Genomic DNA, 19,296 nt, shown 5'->3' with positions numbered 1-19,296 from the left:
CTATCGAGCGATTCCGACTTTCTCGTCACCCCACAGGAGCAGGTCTTGCGCATCGCCGTCGTCAACAACTTTTTTCCACCCCGAGCGGGCGGAAGTTCACACTTGGCTGCGGCACTCGCGGAACGGTATGTGGCCGCCGGGCACGAGGTGATCGTGCTCACGGCCGCCTACCGCGACGCTCCTGCCGAGGAGTGGCGGGGCGGATACCGCGTGCATCGGCTGCCCGCTGTCGGTATGCCGCAGCTCGGTCTCTCTATCGACTTCGACATCACGTTCACCTCACCGCGGCCAGGAAACTGGCGGCGGGTATTCCGTCTACTCGACGAGTTCAAGCCGGACGTCATCCATCAGCACGGTCAGTTTCTCGACCTCGCCTGGATCTCCGGCTGGTATGCCAGGCGCCGCAACGTGCCGGTGCTGCTCTCCATCCACACCCGGCTGGAGAGCCCGGATCCGAAATACATGGCGCTGTTCAAAGGACTCGACCGGTTCCTGGTCAAGCCGATCCTACGCCGTTACCGGCCGCGCTACGTCATTATGGACGAGCTGGCCGCCACATATTGCGAGCAGCGCTACAAGGCGACGACAGCGGACTTCGAGTACATTCCGGTGGCGGTCGATCCCACCCGGTTCAATCAACCTCCGGCGAAGGACGTGCGGCGGGAGCACGGCATCGGCGACGACCCATTGATCGTGTCGCTCGGCCATATCATCCCTCTGCGCGATCGGCTCGCGTTGATCGACGCACTGCCTACCGTGCTGGCCCGGCAGCCGCGCACGAAGCTCATGATCATCGGGCGCGTCTACTACGACGCGTTCGCCAAGCGGGCGGCCGAGCTCGGCGTGTCTGATGCGATCATCACGACCGGCCCGGTTCCGAAGGAGGACGTGCCTTCGTATTTCGCGGCCGCCGATGTCGTCGCGCATGATCTGCAGGGCGGCGGCTGCGGCACGGCAAGCCTTGAGGCGATGGCGACCGGCCGGGCCACCATCGCCACTGTCACGGAGACGAACTTTCCCGGTGTCAGGCTGAACAACTGGGAGAATTCCATCCTCGTCAAGCCGAACGACCCGGTGGAGTTGGCTGCCGCACTGATCCGCCTGCTGGAGGATCCGCAGGAGCGGGAGACGATCGCCAAGCAGCAGCGAGAGTTGATCTACGGGCATTTCACGATGGATGTGGTTACCCGTCAGCATCTCGACGCCTTCGATCGTATGTTCAACAACGCCGCGGAAAGTAGTGAGCATGTTCCTGGATGACGAGCGCAGCAATCGGCTCCGCCCCCAGATCCTCACCGACTTCGTCGGTGAGCTGATGAACGACGTCGAACGGGCGCGGCTGCTGGGCCTTCCCGAGACCACGCGTATCCGAAAGGGCGCCAAGGTCATCAGCGTCGAGAACCTCAAGCTGGGCGAGCACTGCTGGATCGGGGAGGACGCGGTGCTCGATGCCAGCGGCGGCCTCACCATCGGTGAGCACACGAGCATCGGGCTCAACTGCCTGATCTTCACTCACTCGAGCTGGCTGTCAAACATGATGCTGGAGAACCACTCCGGCAGCGACCTGATCGAGCGGAAGCCGGTCAGGATCGGCAAGGGATGCTTCATCGGTGGCAACAGCGTCATCATGCCCGGGGTCACGATTGGCGATTTCGCGACCATCAATCCTCTGTCGGTCGTCGCCAAGGACGTCCCGGACTACTCCTTGGTGTCGGGGAATCCGGCGCGGGTCTTCCAGCGGTTCGACCCGGAGTACATCAAGGCCGAGGCGGAGCGGGTCCGCGCGGAGAACGCCGCGCGCCGAGAGCAGGCCGAGCGCCGCGGCATCGACGTATCCGGCTGGCTCGCACCGCCGGCCTTCGATGACGAGACCGGCTGACCGGGCCTCTTCATACCCGTCACAACGTGTTCGCCGCCGCGGACACCACATGGCGTACGCCATGTGGTGTCCGTCGAGCAGGGTATGCGCGAGCTGGTGAGGATGACGGCTTAACAAGGCTCTCCGGCTTCGGAGAGAACACTCCAGCGGGGTGCTCTCTCCTACCGGGCCCACCGTCGTTCGAGGTCCTGCGCCACCACCACGGCGAGCGCCGCGCGGGCGGCCGGATCCGTGGGGGCGACGAACGTGCTCGTGTCGCCAGGCGCGATTTCCCTCGTGTTACTGATCGTTCGCGGCGGAGTCTCGACCAATATCGACACATAGTCCTGGCCGATCCGGAATCGCAGCTGTCCGGTCTTATCGACGCACGTCTCGTCGCCGATCCGCACGGGCGCCGAGGTGGCCAGCGGGCGGGTCATGCAGGCCGACATCAGCCGACCTCCGTTTTGCAGTTCGTTGTAGAGGTAGATGTTGAGGCGCTGGTCGCCGCTGAGCTTCTGGTCCGCTGGGCGCAGCTCGTAAAGGCAGCGCTGGACGTTGTCGCTGAAGCGGTCGAGTCCCCGCGGGCGGACGGGGCCCATGGCGGGCCAACCGGCACCGTGAAGCGCGGGCTTCAGCACGGACAACATCGTCTGCGTGGTGAAGGCAGAGCATGAGCTCTTCTTGAGCGTCGCCGACGTGACCGATTCGGTCTGTTGCTGCGCGGGCTTGCTACAGCCGACCAGCAACGACCCGAGCAGAGCGGCGGCACCGATGGCCATCCCGAGCCGCTTCACGACCGGCCTCGCAGGTCCACGATCTCCAAGTCCAGTGCTGGGTATTCGGTCTGTATCCGCCGGAACATCTCCAAACTCATCGTGTCGTCAACCAAGACCCGGTAAGGCATCGGCGAGGTCAGCATGAACTCGGCCATCTCCGCGTCGCTGGTGGCGAGCCACGGATAGCCCCAGTAGAAGAGCGACCAACTTGCCCGGTAGTTGCGCTGCAGGACGGCGGTATACAACGTCGCCCAATGGCTGGCTTCGCGCTGGCCGAGATCGGCGCGGGTGCCGAGCTGCACCCAGGTTAGCCGGCCGTCGGCTTTGGGGTAGAGCCGAATGGTCTTCGCCGTTCCCTTGCCGGCCTCCCAGATGGCGTTGCGCTGCTGGAAATGCAGGCGACCCGATCCGGCCGGCGCGTCGAATGCCAGATTGGAGACGCTGACGACGAGTGCGATGGAGAGCATCCAGGCATACGCGACGGTGATGAGGCGGCGTGCTGCGAAAGCTCGAGCCGCCGGGCGCAAGATCAGCAGGATCGAGCCCGAGCAAACCACCGTGACAATAAGCATCTCGTGGAACAACTTGTCCACGTAGTAGGTCTGCTGGGCGCGCCCGGTGAGCACCTGGTACCCGAACATCGCTGCTGCCGGCAACGTGGTCAGCATGAGGAGCACGACGACAGTGCGCCAAATCGGCGAACGGCGCTGCCACCTGAGCACCGGCGCGGCGATCGCGATGAGCAGCCAGAAGACGACCAGCTGTCGCGACACCTTGCTGATCTCGCCCGGAAGCAGCAGCCGGTCACCCACGCTAGCAGGGCTGAGGACGGTGTTCACCACCGGCGAAACCGCGGCCAGCGCGATAGCGACCAAGACGACACTGCCAGCGATGATCCACCGCTGCGACAGTTGCCGTCGCGCGCCGATCATCCAGACGAGCGCGGCGGTCAGCGCGAACGGCAGGAACAGGAAGTACGTGAATGAGATGGCTACGACCAGCGCAGCGACCAGGACGATCTGTTCTCGGACGCGGGCGACGGGCCGGACGACGACCGCGACCAGTATCGCGAGCATCGCCCAGCCGGCCATCTCCGACGGAAACCCGCGCGTCAGCAGGGTGATCGGGTCACCGAAGCAGAGGTAGCCGCAGATTGCGGCGAGGAACGGCAGCGCGACCCAGTCGCCCAGCAGCGGCCCAGCCACCCAGCGGGTGGCCCACAGCGTAGCCAGGCACAACACCACGAAGGTACCGATGTCGAGCGTGATGAGCAGCCCGAACGACGCGACCGCGTCACCGCGGTCGGCACCCTGCGGCATTACGTTGGCCAGCAAGGCATAGATGAAATGGCTACCCTGCGGGTAACTCTCGTAGCCGGCGTCGATGTTCGGCATCGGCACTTCCCGATGCATGAACAGAAACCCACCGACGCTTCGGATCGTGTCGTAGATGGTGAAGTGCCGGGCCAGGTCGCCGCCATTGGCGAGGATGCTCAGCCGCCCGGCGAAGTCTTGACCGAGAAACGGCCGCACGGCGAAGCCCGCGCACGCGAGTGTGCCACCGATGATGGCGACTGCGGGCCAGCCAAGGCCCGCCGTCGGGAACTCCGGTCGGCGCCCGGCCAGCACGGCGGCCAGCACCAGGCCGGTCAGCGCCAGCCCGGAGGATGGGACCGGCCGAAGCGTCACCGGCCATAGCGACAGGACGAGCCCCACCGCGCAGGTCAACCCGACCAGCAAACCGAGGGCCAGGACCAGCCGGTCGAGGATGTTCCGTCCGCACCTGATCAGGGAGGCCGTCGCAGTCCAGATCAGCAACGGCAACAGCCAGCCGACCCCGAGGGCCATGCAGAGCGCCGGAATGAGCCACGCCGCCACGATAAGAGCGGCGACCACGCCAATGAACCGGGCACCCGACAACCGCCCAGCGCGGCGCTTGTTTGACGTCGCGTGAGACGCTCCGGTCCCCATGTCCTCGCCGGAGCTAATCACATCCGACATCACCCTTCGTGCCCAGATGTGTACTGGCGAAACCGGATACGTTTGCAGTGGAGTTCTGGCACGATCTCTGGCACGATCCGGGATTCTACACCACAGGGTGTATGGCGTTGAGGGCGCTAGACACGCCTCACGGCCTGGTAGAAGGCGTCGTGACCTTTTCGTAAATAGATGACGAACGCTAATCTTCCCCGGCCATTCACCGCCTTTAGGGCACGCCGCGATCTGAGACGGCCGGCCCACGACGCCAACACATATCGGAGTGCGCATATAAGCGTGATCCGTTTGTCGGCAGGAATGGCCGAGTCGTACACACGGCTGGTTGCCCGGATTGGCCTACCACAAACGGGACCGCACTCTGGAGTCGGTGGGCTCCTGCCACCAGCTCCGGCTGTCCACAACCACAAGGCCGGCCTCTGGGTATTCCCGTGCCAACCGTTGGTATTGGTCGATGAGCTCGGGCTGCTCGGTGATGATCCTGGCTCGGATGCGCCGCTCGGCCAGGTATCGCACGAGTGCCTCGGGCTGGTCGGCGAGGTATCGCACGAGTGTCTCGGGTGTCATCTCAGGGTTGTTCGCCGGATGTATCCAACCGTACATCCACCCCGCCTGATAGTAGTTACGCTGAATGGTTCCGATGTACAGGGTGGCGTAGCTCTGTTGCGCGCGGGTCCACCAGCCCGTCGGCGACCCCCCGTCGAGGGGATAGAAGAACACCATGTTCAGGTAGCCGTCGTTGTCTGGAAAGTGCTGGAGCGTCTGCACCACCGCATCCCCGGCATACGGCGTGGCGCGCTGGTCACGCAGGTAGAAGGCGCCCCGATTGGTCTCCAAGCCCGGGGCGGGCTTCTCAACGACAACGAGAGCGGCGAGCACGCACGCCGCTGTCGCGCTGGCGGCCACGACGAAGCGCGGCCACGACACTCGAGCCGGTCGGGCACCCGACCGCAACGCCGACAGCACTGCCACCGCCGGAGCACCGCCGGCGATCAGGCCCACCAACGCGAGCTGCAGCAGCACCTTTTCGAAGTAGTAGATGCTGTGACCGATCGTCACGCTTTGGTAACCGTAAAGCGTCAGGGTGATCGCCGCCGCCGAGCCGACCTGGAGGCCGGCGAGTTGCCACACCGGTAGCCGGCGAACCCTCCGCAGGAACAGCGCGGCGAGCGGAACGACCACAATACCGACCACGAGCCAGCGGCTCACGATGCTCGCGCCACCAGGCAGCAGCAGCTGGGCACCGGTGTTGACGCTCATGTTGAGCAGCGGTGTGACGAGGACGAACGCCCCGGCGATGACAATGGTGATCAAGAGCGCCACCCGGTGCTGGCGCAGCCGCCGCCGGTACCGGATCAACCACGCGAAGGCGCTGATCAGCACCAGCGGCAGGAACAGGTAGTAGACAAAGGAGCTCGCGATCACCAGGCAGCCGACCAACACGAGCTGCTCGCGCGTACGGCGCACCGGCCGGGCCAGCAGCGCGACACCGATGACCATCACCGCCAAGCCGGGTACCTGCGAGACGAATGCGTCCGGTACCAGGCTCATCGGGTCACCGAAGGCGAGATACGTCGCCGCGGCTCCGAGCACCGGCAGCGCGGCCCAGCCGGACAGCCAGATCCCGGCCACCCAGCGGATCGCCCACAGCACGGTGAGGAAGAGGAAGACCTGAGTGAAGATCAGGAACAGCACCAGGTGGTTGAACGTGTCGAGTGTTGAGGTTGCTTGCGACGAAGAAAGGACGAAATTCTCAAGCAGCGCGTACAGGAAGTGCGAGCCCTGCGGGTACGCCATGTGTTCGGGCGGGACCCATGACGATGCGCTGGTGCGATGCAGGAAGACGTAACCGCCGAGGGACCGGATCGCGTCGAAAAGCATGTAGTGGCGGGAGAAATCGTCACCAAAGGCCACCCGGCCCAGCAGCCAGCCGGGGGCGGTGTAACGAAGCGCCCAGAGAGGCACCACTGAGGCGAGAAGCCACAACCCGACCACGAAAATGTCGGCGAGCCCGAAGGCCGTGGGCAGGCTCGGCCGCCGGCGGAGCATCAGCGCTGCTACCACGAGGACGGAAAACGCTGTGCCTGCGACCGGCACCGGCTCGAGATGCCAGGGCCACACCGACAGGAGCAGCCCGGCGGCGCAGGTGGCTCCGACCAGTAACCCCGCGGCGAGCACCAGCCGATCCAGCGCGGTCCGTCCCGACCGCAGGAGGCTCGCGGTCGCAACCAGCAGGAGGATGGGAAGCACCCAGTCGATGCGCAGAGCATGTGTGAGCAATGGCACGGACCAGGACAACACGAGCGCAAGGGCGGCCCACGCGACACCGGAGCGGCGAGTGCGCAACGGTGCTTCGACGCGGTGTTCCCCGGTGGGCCTTTCCGCCACTGATGTCATTTAACGCTCCGTGGTCGTGCACGACTGGATCGGCAAGCTTTTCCACGTGGACTGACATCCAGGCTCGCCGGGCGGTTGTCCGACGGCCGGTCCACCGGATGCGCAGCATAGACCACCGCGTCCGTAGGTGCCGCCCCGCGCTGAGGCGGCACCACCGTCGCGGACTCGTGGCCTACTCGGCCTGGTGATCGCCGATGACCCGCGCGACGGCGCGGTGCGAGGGCAGGATCCTGGCGCGTTCGGCCTGAGCGTCGCTACGACCTTCCATGATGTCCAGGAAGTGGTCGAGTTGGGCCGCCAGCGGCTCTCGACTGGTCGTCAGTTCGGGAATCTCGATAATGCTCTGCTGGCGATAGCCGCGCCCATCGGGGGTGGCGGCGTCGAGCGAGACGTGCCGGTAGATGGTCACATCCCGGCGCAGCAGGTCCACCTCGATGAGGCGGTCGATCTCGGAGATGGTCAAGCCACGTATCTTGCGCTGGCTGATGCGGCTGGCGGACACCGTCGCCAGGCCGCCCCCCGCAAAGGTCATGACCGTCTCGGCCACGTCCTCGGCCGCGGTCAACGAGCGCGGGTGGAAGTGCCCGAGCGTGCCACGCACCCGGATCGCTTCGGCGCCGCCGAAGATCTGGATGGCCAGGTCGACATCGTGCACCAGCAGGTCCCACGCGACCCCGGTGCGGATGCGTGGCACATACGGCGAGTGCCGGATGGCGGCCACATGGACCGGCTGGTCGACCAGCGCCATCGCCGTCATCACGGCCGGGTTGAACCGTTCGAGAAGACCGCAGACCAGCGGCAGGCCGCGCTTCTCGGCCAGGTCGACGATCTCCTCGCTCTCGGCCAGGCTCGCGCAGACGGGCTTCTCGATGAGCAGTGGCTTGTCCGCGGCGAGGATTTCCTGGGCGACGTTGTAGTGGTGCTCCGTCGGAGCCGCGAGGACCACGGCATCGGCGTCGTCGAGGTCGCCCAGCTCCGGCGTCCACCGCGCGCCGAACCGGTTCGCGACACTCGTGCCGGCCTCTCGGTTGGGGTCGACGACCCGCACCAGATCGCAGCGCTCGGACTGAAAGAGAACCCGTGCGTGCAGAGAACCCATCGAGCCGGTTCCGACCAGAACGACCTTGGGGCGTGCCGCGTTCATGCCGTCACCACCGCCCGCACGCCTTCGATCACCTGATCGACTTCGTCGTCGGTCAGGTGCTGGTGCACCGGCAACGACAGGCACCGCGCAGCGACCCGCTCGGCAACTGGCGCCGGATCAGGGATCACGTTGGGGTTGGTCGCGTAGCACTCGTAGTCGTACACGACCTTGGGGTAGTAGATGCCGCAGCCGATGCCGCGTTCGTTCAGCAGCCGCACGACTTCATCGCGGCCGATGGGCGACTCGTCGGTGATCAGCACCGTGTACTGGTGCCACACGTGCGAACGGCCGAGCAGCTCGGCCGGGACACGCACGCCCGGGATGCCCTGCAGGCCGGCCGAGAGCCGAGCGGCGTTCTCCTTGCGCCGCTTCACCAACTCGTCGTAGCTCGCGAGCTGCGGGATGGCGAGCGCCGCCTGCAGGTCGGTCAGGCGGTAGTTGTGGCCGGCCATCTCGTACTGGTAGCGCTGCCGCATACCCTGATTGCGCAGCACCCGAAGACGGTCCGCGATCTGGTCGTCGTTGGTGGTGATCACGCCACCTTCGCCGGTTGTGATGTTCTTCGTGCCGTACAACGAGAACGTACCGATGCCGAAGCTGCCCGCGCCGCGCCCACCGATCGTGGCGCCGTGCGCCTGGGCGGCGTCTTCGATGAGGGCCAGGCCGTGTCGCTGCGCGGTCGGCGCGATCCTCTCCATGTCCGCGGTCTGCCCATACAGGTGTACGGGCATCAGCACCTTCGTCCGCGGGCCGATCGCGGCTTCGAGGGCCTCGGGATCAATGCAGAAGTCGTCTTCCCGGATGTCGGCGAACCGAGCGACGGCTCCGGCCTCGAGGATTGCGTTGAGGGTCGCGACAAACGTGAACGGACTGGTGATCACCTCGTCACCCGGCTGGAGGTCGAGCGCCTGGACGGCCGCGACGAGCGCGGTCGTGCCGTTGTTCACCGCGATCGCATGTTCCACGCCCACAAACTCGGCGAACTCACGCTCGAGGCGAGCGACCATCGGGCCTTGAGCCAGCATGCCCGAGCGGATCACCTCAACAGCGAGACGCTCCGCTTCCTCGCTGATACGGACTGAAGAAATGGGGATCACTGCGAAACTCCTTGGCCGGGGTTGTGCCGCGCGGGACTCTACTACATGCTCCCGCTCTAGGACCCGCCATAGTCGATCGGTACTTTTTCCGCAGAAACGACAAAAGCCGCCGATCTTCTGGCGAGAGTAATCGCCACTTTCACTGTCTGTAGTACCCCGAGCAGTGCGAACGGGCCGGAGATGCGGCACATTTATTGACGGCGGGGTGCCCGTCGCCGGCTGCGGTGACTACACTCGGCACGTTTGCCCCCTGTCCTGGTCAGGGCAACGGGCGCCTCGGCAAGGAACGCAAACGGAGGCCTAACCTGTGGTGAACACCGTTGCGACGGTAAGTGCGTCGGCACCGCCCGAACGCCCAGTATCGAATGCGCGACGAATCGTCGTAGCCGCACTGAAGATCGTGCTCGCGCTCGCCATCGCCGCGTTCATGACCTACGCCGTCGTTACGCAGTGGGCCGAGGTCCGTCAGACCTGGCTCGGCCTGGCATGGCAGTCCGTGCTGCTGTCCTTCGTGGCGCTCGTCATTGGCATGTTGGCCAACGTGATGGCCTGGAAGGCGAGCCTGAGGGATCTCGAGCACGACGTGTCCTTCATCGCCGCAACCGAGATCAACTTCATCGGCGCCCTGGGCAAGTACCTGCCTGGAAGCGTGTGGGCGTACGTGATGCAGATGGAGCTCGGCCGCCGTGCCGGGCTGCCACGCGCTCGCGCGTTTCTGGCGTCGATAGTCACGGTCGGCCTCGGCACCACCGCCGCTCTCGGCCTCGGCACGCTCGCTGTGCCGGCACTGATCAGCAGCACCAGCGACGATGCGACCTACGCCGAGCCGGTGAGGTTCGCTCTCTATGCCATGATCGCGCTGCTTCCAGTCGCGATCCTCTGTGCCGTTCCGCCGGTGCTGACGCGTCTTGTCCAGTTGCTCCTGCGTTTGCTGCGACGGCCGCCACTCACACATTCGCTGACTTGGTCCGGTGTGCTCCGGGTCGTCGGGTGGGCGTCGATTGGCTGGATCTGCTTCGGGGTGCACCTCTGGCTGCTGGCCAACGCACAAGCGACCCCCGGTGTGAACGGTCTCATCCGGTCTGTCGGCGCCTTCGCCCTCGCCTTGACGATCAGCCTGTTCGCCATCTTCGCGCCGTCCGGACTCGGTGTGCGCGAGGCCGTGCTGGTAGCCGCCTTGGTGCCAGCCCTGCCCGCACCAAACGCCGCCGGAACCGCCCTCGGCATCGCGCTCGCGTCGCGGATCCTGTTCATACTCGCGGATGCGTTGACCGCGGCGGGGGCCGCCATTTCGATCGCGATTACGCGTCGGACACAACAGCGTCCGGACCCGGCGGCCGAGACATCGTCGTGATCCTCGCGGGATGCATGTCCCGCGAGGATCACGATCGCGCGTCGTGCGATTAGCTCTTCGTCTGCACGACGGTCAGTCGGGTGTACTCACGCAGAAGGTCGTAGCCGTCCCAGGTGGACGAGAACGTCAACGCCGCACCGATGGGCACCATGCGATCAACACCGCGACCGGCCAGTTGCTCAGCGAAGGTCACCAGCTCTTCCCTGGCGAAACCGAAATGGCTGACCGTCTGGTCTCGCCGTTCAACGATGCCGACCAGATCGGTCAATGATTCCAGCCGAGCCTGTGGGAACGTGCCGACTCCGAGCCAACGTCGCGGGACGAACTCAGGTGCGGTGAGGTCCAGCGTGGCGATCGCGTTGCCGGTGAACCGGATCTCGTTGGCCACGCCCTCGGCCGCCAGGCCGTAGGTCGACACTCGCTTCTCAATCGCCATGGCTGGGCCGACCTCCGTGCCCTTGGCCGTGACCACGTCGTCCAACAACGCGAACAACTCACGCTGCGCGCGGCCCACCGACTCAGCGTCACCGACCCAGTAGACGGCGCGCGGCGAAGCACACGCGGCCTGGTCGAACCAGTACGAGTCGTTGTACAGGCCGGTCGCCACGTCTCGCCGCGCCGCCGCGTCCGCGGCGAGCCATCCGGCGGCCGAGATGACCGCGAACGACGCGCGGTCGGGGAACGTGAGGTCACGCGCGGACGGCCGCAGCGGGTGGCGCCGGATCTGCGAAACCGCCTGATCGCCACCCCAGATCACCCGCAGATCGCAGCCGAGGGAGAGAGCCGCGAATGACGCGTCGTCGTGGCCGAACGTGACCATCCGCTGCGTCTGCGCGATCGCCGGATGTGCATCGGCAAGCGTTGCGTTCAGCGCGTCGAGGACTGCCGTCGCGGCTCCGGCCGAGCGCGGGGATATCCGTACGACGTTCGAGTTGCCAGCCAACGCCGACAGCGCCCAGGAATACACGAAGATGGTATCGACGTTGGCCGGTGGCACGTGGAAGACCAAGCCACGCGGGAACCGCAACTGGTCATCGCCCGGCGTGACGGAGTCGATAATCTTGTCAATTTCGCCACGCCGGAGAAAGAAGCCGAGTGAGGCCAGTTCCGGGAACCGGCGCGCGGTGGCCGGCGCGAGCAGGCGGCGGGCGAGCGCCACCAGGAACTCGCGCACCCGGGGGTCGCCGACGCGCAGCCGACCGCCGACCGGCTCGTCTCCCATCTCAGCCAGGAGCTCGTCCACGCTGACTGGCGCCCCAACCGGAAAGCGTTGCTCCAGCTTGGTCATGACGCCCCTTCGAAGGTGTCGCTACAGCCCCGAGCTTCGGCCCGCGGCAGTCGCCCAATGATCGAGAAGCGCTTGCCCGGCCAGGATCCGTCATCGATCCCGTGAATGACGCCCAGATCCTCGGTGAGCAGGACATGTCCCGGGTACGAGCGGGGCAGAGTACTCACCACCTCGACGACACCCGGCGTGCCGACCGGCACCTCGGCCCAGGTGACCGGATCGCGGATGATGATGTCCGCGAAGTCCGGGCAGTAGAGCCCGTCGCCCGACGGACCTTCCAGGTAAATGGTGCCGATCTGTTCGACCATGCCGTAGTAGTTGTAAATCTTGGTAAGCCCGGTGTCAGCGGCGAACCGGCGGCGGAACTCAGCGTTGTCGACCGCTCGGTCGATCAGCTTCTTCCAGCCACCGCTGTGGATGAGGATGCCGTTGGACAGATCGAAGCCCTCTTTGCTGGCCAACTCGTACAGGTAGAGCCATGCCATGAACGTGAAACCGAAGATCAGGAAGGGCTCGTTGCCGTGCTTGTCGAGGAACGTGCGGACGGCCTCCACATCGGGCCGGTCCTCCTCGTCGAGCACGAACACGTGATTACGACCGAAGTTCATCAGTCCCAAGACGCCCGCACCACGAGCCGACAACGAACGGCGGTTCTTCAGCAACGCCTTGGTGTCGACCAGCAACATCGGCAGCCGGTGAGGCCCCACAACCTGCTGCAGGACCGCCGACAGCATGCGCTGCTGAAGTGCGGCGGCCTCCTTGTCGAGGAAGATGCGACTCACCTCGGCACCCGTGGTGCCGCTGGAGGTGAGCAGCTTGAACACCTCGTCGTCTGGCACGCTCTTCAGGGCATGCGTCTTGAACAGGCGCACCGGCAGCCAAGGCAAATCGGCGACGCGCTCATACGTGCGCCCGGCCGGATGACCGGTGGCCTCGAGGATCCGCCGGTATTCGAGGCTTCTGGCCCGGTGGTGGTCAGTGAGGGCGACAAGCTCGTCGAGCAGGTTTGCCTCGCGCTGTGCCTGGGACTTGCTGAAAACGCTTGTGGCGAGAGTCATCGCTGGAGAGCCTCGGAGTTGCCGGTCATGTGTTCGCCTCCAGGGCCTTGTAGTCAACCTTGCCATTCGACAATAGCGGCAGCACGTCGATGGCCCGGACGTCGAATCCGGAGCGGTGGACCTTCATCCGTTCGGCGAGCAGTTTCGCGATCTCCGCGCGGCGAGCCGCGTCGAGGTCGCCTTCGCACCAGACGACGACGCCGTCTCCCGAAGGCACGGCGGCTACCGGTCCGACGCCGTCCACCGCGCTCCGGCTGATCATCTTCTCGATGTCATCCAGGTTGACGCGGATGCCGAAGACCTTGCCGATGCGCTTGAGCCGACCGGTGAGGAACAGGAAGCCTTCCTCGTCCAGGTATCCCAGGTCACCGGTGGCCAGGATGCCGTCGAGGTCGTCGCCGCGGCTGAGGTCGGCGGCATTGTCGGCGTACCCCATCATCACGTTGCGACCGCGATAGATGATCTCGCCCTCGACGCCGGCCTGCTGGGTCTCGCTACCGTCTTCCGTGCGTACGGACAAGCTGCCGCCCGGAACCGCGCACCCCGGAGAGCCCACGTGCTCCGGGAGCCGGTCGGCGGGCAATGTGCTCATCCGGGGACCCGCCTCGGTCTGGCCCCACATGACGTAGAACCGGCCGCCGAGCGCCTGGATCTTCTCGTGGTACGCCAGGATCATCTCGTTGCGGAGCCGGCCCCCGGCCTGGGTGAGCGTGCGCAGGCTCGGGTGCTTCGCCGGGCTCCACCGGATCTTGGCGAGCATCTCGTAGTTGTACGGGACTCCCGCTAGTGAGGTGGCCTGGTAACGGTCGACGGCTGCCCAGAAGTCGCGCGACAGGACGCCACCGTCGACCACGACGACGGTCGCACCGGCGGCCAGGTGGCTATTGAGGACCGACATGCCGTAGCTGTAGAACAGCGGCAGGCTCGTTGGCGCGACCTCGTTGTTGTCGAGGTGCAGCACTTGGCCGATGGCCACGGCGTTGGACACGATCGCGGCGCGTGACAGCCGGACGAGCTTCGGGTCGCCCGTGGACCCGGAGGTCGCCAGCATGAGTCCAAGGTCCGGATGCGGCTGCGACGTCGGCGCGGCGTCGCTACGTCGAACCCAGGCAGGTCCGATCGACTCGAACACTCGACGCTCGTAACCGGGCGGAAGCTCGCCGGGATTGGCGCCGGCGCCACCCTCGTCGAGCCCGACGATCGCCGCCGGTGTGAAACGGCGCACCATGTCGGCGAGAGTCTGAGGATTCAGCGCCGGGTCAAGCAGGGCGACGGGTCGGTGCGCTTCCCAGCAACCCAGGTAGGACAGCGTGGCACGAACGGTCAGTCCGGTGCGTGCGAAGACCGCCCCGGCAGGAAAACCGGCGACCGTACCGGCGACGGCGCCGATGGCGCCGGCCAGCGATTCCCCGCTGAGCGTGTCGCCGGTCGTCGCGTCAACCAGTCGTGCTCCCGGGGCGACCAGCGACGTGTTCACAGCACCAGCCCGCCGTCGACGCCCAGGACCTGACCCGTCACGAACGCCGCCTCGTCGCTGATCAGGAACCGGATCACTCGCGCCACGTCCACCGGATCGCCGAGGCGCCGCAACGGGGTCTGTGCTACGCGATCATCCTTGGGCAAGTGCGCGATCAACTCCGTGTCGATCAAGCCCGGAGCTACCGCGTTGACCCTGATGCCGCGCGGCCCCAGTTCCTTCGCCGCGGAGCGCGCCACGGTCGCCACAGCCGCCTTGGACGCTGCGTACGCGGTCTGTCCGACGGCTCCGTTTTCCCCCACGATCGACGCGAGGACGACGATTGACCCTGCGCCCTTGCGCATCATGACCCTGGCGGCGGCCTGCACCGTGGCGATCGTGCCAGCCACGTTGGTGGCCAGCAGGCGCTCAACCGAGCCGGGCCTGATCATGCCGATCAACGCTTCGTCGAGTATCCCCGCATTGGCGACGAGGCCGTCGATCCGCCCGTGTTGCGCCGCGATCGCCTTGAACGCGGCACCAACCGCGTCGAAGTCCGCGACGTCGAAGGCGACCCCTGTCACCGGCACACCGTTGGCCTCGGACAGCTCCTCGGCCACTGCCTTGACACGAACCTCGTCGCGGCCGGTGATCACCACCACAGCGCCGGACTGGGCGAGGAGATCCGACGTGGCCCGCCCGATGCCGCGCGTGCCACCGGTGACGACGACGACCCGTCCCGCCAGGTTGCCCGGCGTGACGTCAGCCACCGACGCTCATTCCCCGCAGCATGTCGAGGGCGACCTTGAAGCTGCTCATGTCGATCACCTGCTCGGTGTCGAACTGAACGTCGAACTCGTCCTCGATCGCACCCACGAGCGTCATGTGTCCCAGCGAGTCCCACTGCTCGATGTCGCGGTACTTCAGGTTCTCGACATCGACATCTGCAGGCAGCTCAAGCGCCTCAACAAAGACCTTGCGCAGCTGGTCAGTGAGCTCCACGGTCATGTTCGTACTCCTCGTCAGCCTTGCTGTGTCTGAATTTTGATCCAAGCAGCCAGTTGCTCGGCCAGCTCGGGCGGCAGATCGCCCGGAATCGCCGACTTACCCGCCAGGAACGCGGCGACCTCATCGACCACCTCGTCCGTGCAACCACGCCGGGACAAGCCGACCCGGTTGACGCCGGTGACCCGTGCGGGGTTGCCAACGGCGATGGTGAAGGGCGGAACATCCTTGCGAATAGCTGAGCCCATCCCGACCATCGCGCCTGGTCCTATCTGGGATCGCTGGTGCACGACGGTACCCAGGCCGATGTTCGCCCAGCTCCATACGTGAGTATGCCCACCCAGCTGCACCGCGTCTGTCAACGTCACGGCATTGTCCAGCACGCAATCATGACCAACGTGACTGCGAGCGAGGAGATAGCAGTCGTCGCCCACCGTAGTCGTCTCGTGCGTGCCCTGGTGGATCGACACGAACTCACGGATGATGTTGCCATTACCGATAGCGACGCCGGCGCCCTCGATCTCGCCGTCCCAGCCGGTCGGGTGAGGACCGCCCCGGTACTCCGCGGGAGTGCCGATCACTGCGTGCGGGCCGATCAGGTTACCGTCACCGATGCTGGTCGGACCTATGATCACTGTGTAGGGGCCGATGACGTTGTTGTCGCCGAGGCGTACGCCAGCGCCAATCACAGCAGTGGGATGGATTTTGTTCACCACTATGCCGATCTCGCCTCTCTCCGGCGGTCCACGGACATCCTTGACCATGACTCAACCGGCCGACCCTCGCAAGCCGCCGGATGACCTGCGGCAGTGTACCCGGCACCGGTACCCCGGTGCGTGGCGTACCTTGGCGTGACCAACGCCTCGCGCTGCTACGGCTCCAGGCCGTGAACGACCAGACCAAAGCCGCAGGGATCCCGGCTCTCCGACACCAGATCGCGGTCCTCGAACGCCACCTGCGCGGTGAGACGACCACGACGCCGTTGCCCTACTAACCGGGCTGAGGCACGCCGTCAACCAAACCAAGCCGGATACCACACCATTCGGCGTCCGCCGCTAGTATCCGCGGGTGCCTACCACACCCGCACTGGTAACAGACCTATCCGCTCCGTCGGGCCCGTCCGGCTCGCGGAACAGCGATTCCGGGTCTCGGCTGGGCTGGCTCGATGCGTTGCGTGGCATCGCAGCACTGGCGGTCGTGGTGGACCATCTTACCTACTTCACCCTTATCGAGCTGAAGACAACAGCTTTTGCCTATTTTTACCCGGGTTGGTTCGGCGTCGCACTGTTCTTCCTCGTCAGCGGCTACATCATCCCGGCGTCGCTGGAGCGGCGAGGCAGTTTGCGCCGTTTCTGGCTGAGCCGGATCTTCCGGCTGTACCCGATCTGGGCGGTCGCTGTCGGCGCGATCTGCCTGCTCTCGGCCGCCGGGCTTATCAGCATCGGTGCCTACCACACCGACCATCCGGTGCGCACCGCCCTCGGACACCTCACGATGCTGCAGAGCCTCATCGAGCAACAGCCCGTCATGCAGTTGCTGTGGACGTTGTCCTTCGAAATGGTTTTCTACCTGCTCGTCAGCGCCCTGTTCGTGACCGGCCTGCACCGTCGTAGCGGCCTATGGGCGCTCACCCTCATCGGTGCCACCGCGCTGTTAGGGTTCGTCGTGCAACCGGCGGCCGGCACAGCTACCGCGCACCACAAGACCGCATTCGCAGTGGCCGGCCTGTTCGCCATCGCCATCGCCGGCTTCCTGATCGGCCGCCGGTTGACCATCGCGATCGGCGCCGTTGCCGCCGTTGCACTCTGTGTCGGTCTGCTGTCGACCAGTGGCTTGCTTGGCGACTGGCGCAATATCGGCGTGCTGGCGCTCATGTTCACCGGGACCGTGCTCTACCGCGCTGAGCGCGGGCAGATGCCCTGGCCGCGCGCGATTGCGGTGACCACGATCGTCGGTGTGCTGCTGGCCTTCATGATGGCACTGCCGGCGCCCCGCTGGTTCGCAGTACCAAGGGACGAGCCGAGGTGGTCGTGGTTGACCGCGACCCTGCTCGCCGTGGCGCTCTTCAGCATCGGACTCAAGTGGCGGCCGTCCCGCGTTCCCGGATGGTTGGCCTGGCTCGGCCGGATCAGCTACTCGGTGTACCTGCTCCACTCGGTCTTGATCTTCATCATGCTGGCCATCGTCGGGGAACCGGACAAACTGCCGATCCTGACCCAGGTGGGCCTGGCCGCTGTCCTCATCTCCCTGCTGCTCGCGCTGTCCACACTGACCTACCGATTTGTCGAGGACCCGTTCCAGCGCTGGGGCTCCGCGTTCGCCCGGCGCATCGAAACCCGCTTCGGCAGTGATGCCGGCGTCGCCCCGCTACTGAGCGGCTCGCGAAGGAACTGACCGACGGGTCCCGCACGTTCCCGCGGCGCGGTCGGTCGCAAGTATCCGAGCACCACGCAGCATTCCGAATTACGTCGGGAATAGCCCGTAGGGTCTTCCGGGTGGCGGAATAAACAAACGGCGGCAATAAAAGACGGCGCCGGTCCGCACCGACGCCGTCCCCGTCCGGCAGACCTTACAGGTACTGCAGGTCCCAAACATTGATGTTCGACGTGAGCGGCGCGTTCACGGTCTCGGTGTAAACGGTTTTCACGTTGCACGGTGCAACGATTTGCGTCTTCTTGACGACGAACTTGCGGGACTCGTGCCACATCACCAGGCGGGCGGTCTTTCCGGCCGGCACCGGCTTGCTGTAGGACCAGGTGTCCGACTTCGACCAGCTCGCCCCCACGGTGACCCCGATCGACGCGCTGGCCTTGGCGAACACGATGCCAGCCTCGGCGCTGACCGTGGCCGTCATCGACGCCGAGACCTGACCTGTGGTGGTCTTCGTGTACGTGATGGTGCCGGGACCTGCCAGGTAGTCACTGCGCAGGTTCGACAGAATCTTGCTTGTGGTGACGCTGCTGAACGAATAAGAAACCTGGCCTACCTCGGGGCACGCCGCGAATGCGGTCGTGGCCGGGGTCACGATGAATGCGAACGTGGCCAGCAACGCGGCCACGAGAAATCGACGCACTGATCCTCCCTCATCATTTGCGTCGGCGGAAAAAGGCGAGATGTGGATCGATCCCGGGCACACGGTATCAGCATGTAAACAAGCGAAGGTGTCCACAAATGTCACGGGAAGATATCGGCATCGACGAACCGCCACCGCGGCGCGCGCCGGCCTCAGCCCGGCCGCGTCAGCGCCGGCCTGTCGCGCCGCGAAGCCGGCCGGACAGGCTGGGCGAACCCGGGGCTTGACGGCCTTCGCCGGGCTCGTGGTGCCAAAAGCCGCAGCATGCAACCTTTGCCGGGGCTCTGGTGTCCTTGGGGCATGACGAGCTGGGAAGCGCCGCTGGAGTTCGAGGACTTCGTCCGCGCTCGGCATGTCGCCCTGCTGCGCTTCGGTCACGTGCTCAGCGGCGACCGTCACGCCGCCGAGGATCTGGTCCAGGACGCGCTGGTGCGGGCCGGCACATCCTGGCGGCGCATCCGCAAGCACGACGACCCCGAGGGCTACGTGCGGCGAATCATCGTCAACTGTCATCTGAACGGCCTGCGCCGGGGGAAACGGGAACGGCTCGTATCCGAGCCACCGGACCGCCCCGCGCCCGCCGCCGACGAGCGCCACGACACGCTCTGGGAGCTGCTCGCGACGCTGCCCCGCCAGCAGCGCGCCACGCTCGTGCTGCGCTACTACGCGGACATGTCGGAGGCCGAGACCGCCGACGTCCTCGGCTGCGCGGTCGGCACCGTGAAGAGCAATGCCGCGCGCGCCCTGGCGAAGCTGCGCGGCGCGCTGACGCCCGCGAACCGGGCATGAGGGA

General features: G+C 65.9%; 17 protein-coding genes. 5 read left to right on the top strand and 12 right to left on the bottom strand.

Annotated elements, in window-relative coordinates; translation table 11 throughout:
- Positions 1 to 45: 45 nt before the first annotated feature.
- Positions 46 to 1,260, top strand: a complete 1,215-nt coding sequence (locus tag AB0367_RS01255; protein WP_366224155.1) for a glycosyltransferase family 4 protein — start codon at positions 46 to 48, stop codon at positions 1,258 to 1,260.
- Positions 1,247 to 1,879, top strand: a complete 633-nt coding sequence (locus AB0367_RS01250; protein ID WP_366224154.1) for an acyltransferase — start codon at positions 1,247 to 1,249, stop codon at positions 1,877 to 1,879. Before AB0367_RS01255 ends, AB0367_RS01250 begins: the two co-directional genes overlap by 14 nt.
- A 161-nt stretch (positions 1,880 to 2,040) precedes the next feature.
- Here the strand turns inward: AB0367_RS01250 and AB0367_RS01245 are convergent, their stop codons facing one another.
- The 5 genes from AB0367_RS01245 to AB0367_RS01225 all read right to left on the bottom strand — a co-directional run bounded on the left by AB0367_RS01245 (position 2,041) and on the right by AB0367_RS01225 (position 9,269).
- The gene (locus AB0367_RS01245; protein ID WP_366224153.1) at positions 2,041 to 2,655 is read right to left on the bottom strand and encodes a hypothetical protein; all 615 of its coding nucleotides are present in this window, start codon (positions 2,653 to 2,655) and stop codon (positions 2,041 to 2,043) included.
- Positions 2,652 to 4,532 carry a hypothetical protein gene (locus AB0367_RS01240; RefSeq protein WP_366224152.1) on the bottom strand — a complete coding sequence of 627 codons (1,881 nt, stop codon included), beginning with the start codon at positions 4,530 to 4,532 and terminating at the stop codon, positions 2,652 to 2,654. Before AB0367_RS01240 ends, AB0367_RS01245 begins: the two co-directional genes overlap by 4 nt.
- Before the next feature lie 438 nt (positions 4,533 to 4,970).
- The gene (locus AB0367_RS01235) at positions 4,971 to 7,028 is read right to left on the bottom strand and encodes a hypothetical protein (RefSeq protein WP_366224151.1); all 2,058 of its coding nucleotides are present in this window, start codon (positions 7,026 to 7,028) and stop codon (positions 4,971 to 4,973) included.
- 172 nt (positions 7,029 to 7,200) lie between these two features.
- Positions 7,201 to 8,172, bottom strand: coding sequence for a Gfo/Idh/MocA family oxidoreductase (locus tag AB0367_RS01230; protein WP_366224150.1), 972 nt, complete (start codon positions 8,170 to 8,172; stop codon positions 7,201 to 7,203).
- Positions 8,169 to 9,269, bottom strand: a complete 1,101-nt coding sequence (locus AB0367_RS01225) for a DegT/DnrJ/EryC1/StrS family aminotransferase (protein WP_366224635.1) — start codon at positions 9,267 to 9,269, stop codon at positions 8,169 to 8,171. The genes AB0367_RS01230 and AB0367_RS01225 overlap by 4 nt, the downstream gene beginning before the upstream one ends.
- Before the next feature lie 307 nt (positions 9,270 to 9,576).
- Here AB0367_RS01225 and AB0367_RS01220 point away from each other — a divergent pair, with 307 nt between their 5' ends.
- The gene (locus AB0367_RS01220) at positions 9,577 to 10,623 is read left to right on the top strand and encodes a YbhN family protein (RefSeq protein ID WP_366224149.1); all 1,047 of its coding nucleotides are present in this window, start codon (positions 9,577 to 9,579) and stop codon (positions 10,621 to 10,623) included.
- 49 nt (positions 10,624 to 10,672) lie between these two features.
- Here the strand turns inward: AB0367_RS01220 and AB0367_RS01215 are convergent, their stop codons facing one another.
- From AB0367_RS01215 to AB0367_RS01190, 6 genes are read right to left on the bottom strand one after another with little or no spacing between them, the layout of a single operon-like run.
- Positions 10,673 to 11,911, bottom strand: a complete 1,239-nt coding sequence (locus tag AB0367_RS01215) for an acyl-CoA reductase (RefSeq protein ID WP_366224148.1) — start codon at positions 11,909 to 11,911, stop codon at positions 10,673 to 10,675.
- A complete protein-coding gene (locus AB0367_RS01210) occupies positions 11,908 to 12,969 on the bottom strand; it encodes an acyl-protein synthetase (RefSeq protein WP_366224147.1) in 1,062 nt (353 codons plus the stop codon). Before AB0367_RS01210 ends, AB0367_RS01215 begins: the two co-directional genes overlap by 4 nt.
- Positions 12,970 to 12,994: 25 nt before the next feature.
- Positions 12,995 to 14,446, bottom strand: coding sequence for an AMP-binding protein (locus AB0367_RS01205; RefSeq protein WP_366224146.1), 1,452 nt, complete (start codon positions 14,444 to 14,446; stop codon positions 12,995 to 12,997).
- Positions 14,443 to 15,195 (bottom strand): SDR family NAD(P)-dependent oxidoreductase, encoded by a 753-nt coding sequence (locus tag AB0367_RS01200; RefSeq protein WP_366224145.1) that lies wholly within the window; start codon positions 15,193 to 15,195, stop codon positions 14,443 to 14,445. Before AB0367_RS01200 ends, AB0367_RS01205 begins: the two co-directional genes overlap by 4 nt.
- Complete coding sequence (locus tag AB0367_RS01195; RefSeq protein ID WP_366224634.1) at positions 15,188 to 15,427, bottom strand: acyl carrier protein; 240 nt, start codon at positions 15,425 to 15,427, stop codon at positions 15,188 to 15,190. Before AB0367_RS01195 ends, AB0367_RS01200 begins: the two co-directional genes overlap by 8 nt.
- Positions 15,428 to 15,447: 20 nt before the next feature.
- A complete protein-coding gene (locus AB0367_RS01190) occupies positions 15,448 to 16,194 on the bottom strand; it encodes a UDP-N-acetylglucosamine acyltransferase (RefSeq protein ID WP_366224144.1) in 747 nt (248 codons plus the stop codon).
- A gap of 304 nt (positions 16,195 to 16,498) precedes the next feature.
- On the opposite strand from AB0367_RS01190, the gene AB0367_RS01185 reads away from it, so the two are divergent.
- Positions 16,499 to 17,824, top strand: coding sequence for an acyltransferase (locus AB0367_RS01185; protein ID WP_366224143.1), 1,326 nt, complete (start codon positions 16,499 to 16,501; stop codon positions 17,822 to 17,824).
- A gap of 175 nt (positions 17,825 to 17,999) precedes the next feature.
- Here AB0367_RS01185 and AB0367_RS01180 read toward each other — a convergent pair whose 3' ends face one another.
- Positions 18,000 to 18,488: a hypothetical protein gene (locus AB0367_RS01180; protein WP_366224142.1), complete on the bottom strand. Its 489-nt coding sequence runs from the start codon at positions 18,486 to 18,488 to the stop codon at positions 18,000 to 18,002.
- 315 nt (positions 18,489 to 18,803) lie between these two features.
- Here AB0367_RS01180 and AB0367_RS01175 point away from each other — a divergent pair, with 315 nt between their 5' ends.
- Complete coding sequence (locus tag AB0367_RS01175) at positions 18,804 to 19,292, top strand: SigE family RNA polymerase sigma factor (protein ID WP_366224141.1); 489 nt, start codon at positions 18,804 to 18,806, stop codon at positions 19,290 to 19,292.
- The last annotated feature ends 4 nt before the right edge of the window (positions 19,293 to 19,296 follow it).

The organism is Dactylosporangium sp. NPDC051484 (assembly GCF_040689395.1).
GTDB lineage: Bacteria > Actinomycetota > Actinomycetes > Mycobacteriales > Micromonosporaceae > Dactylosporangium.
Note: the sequence above shows the minus strand (reverse complement) of the source record. Positions and strands in the feature narration are given on the sequence as shown.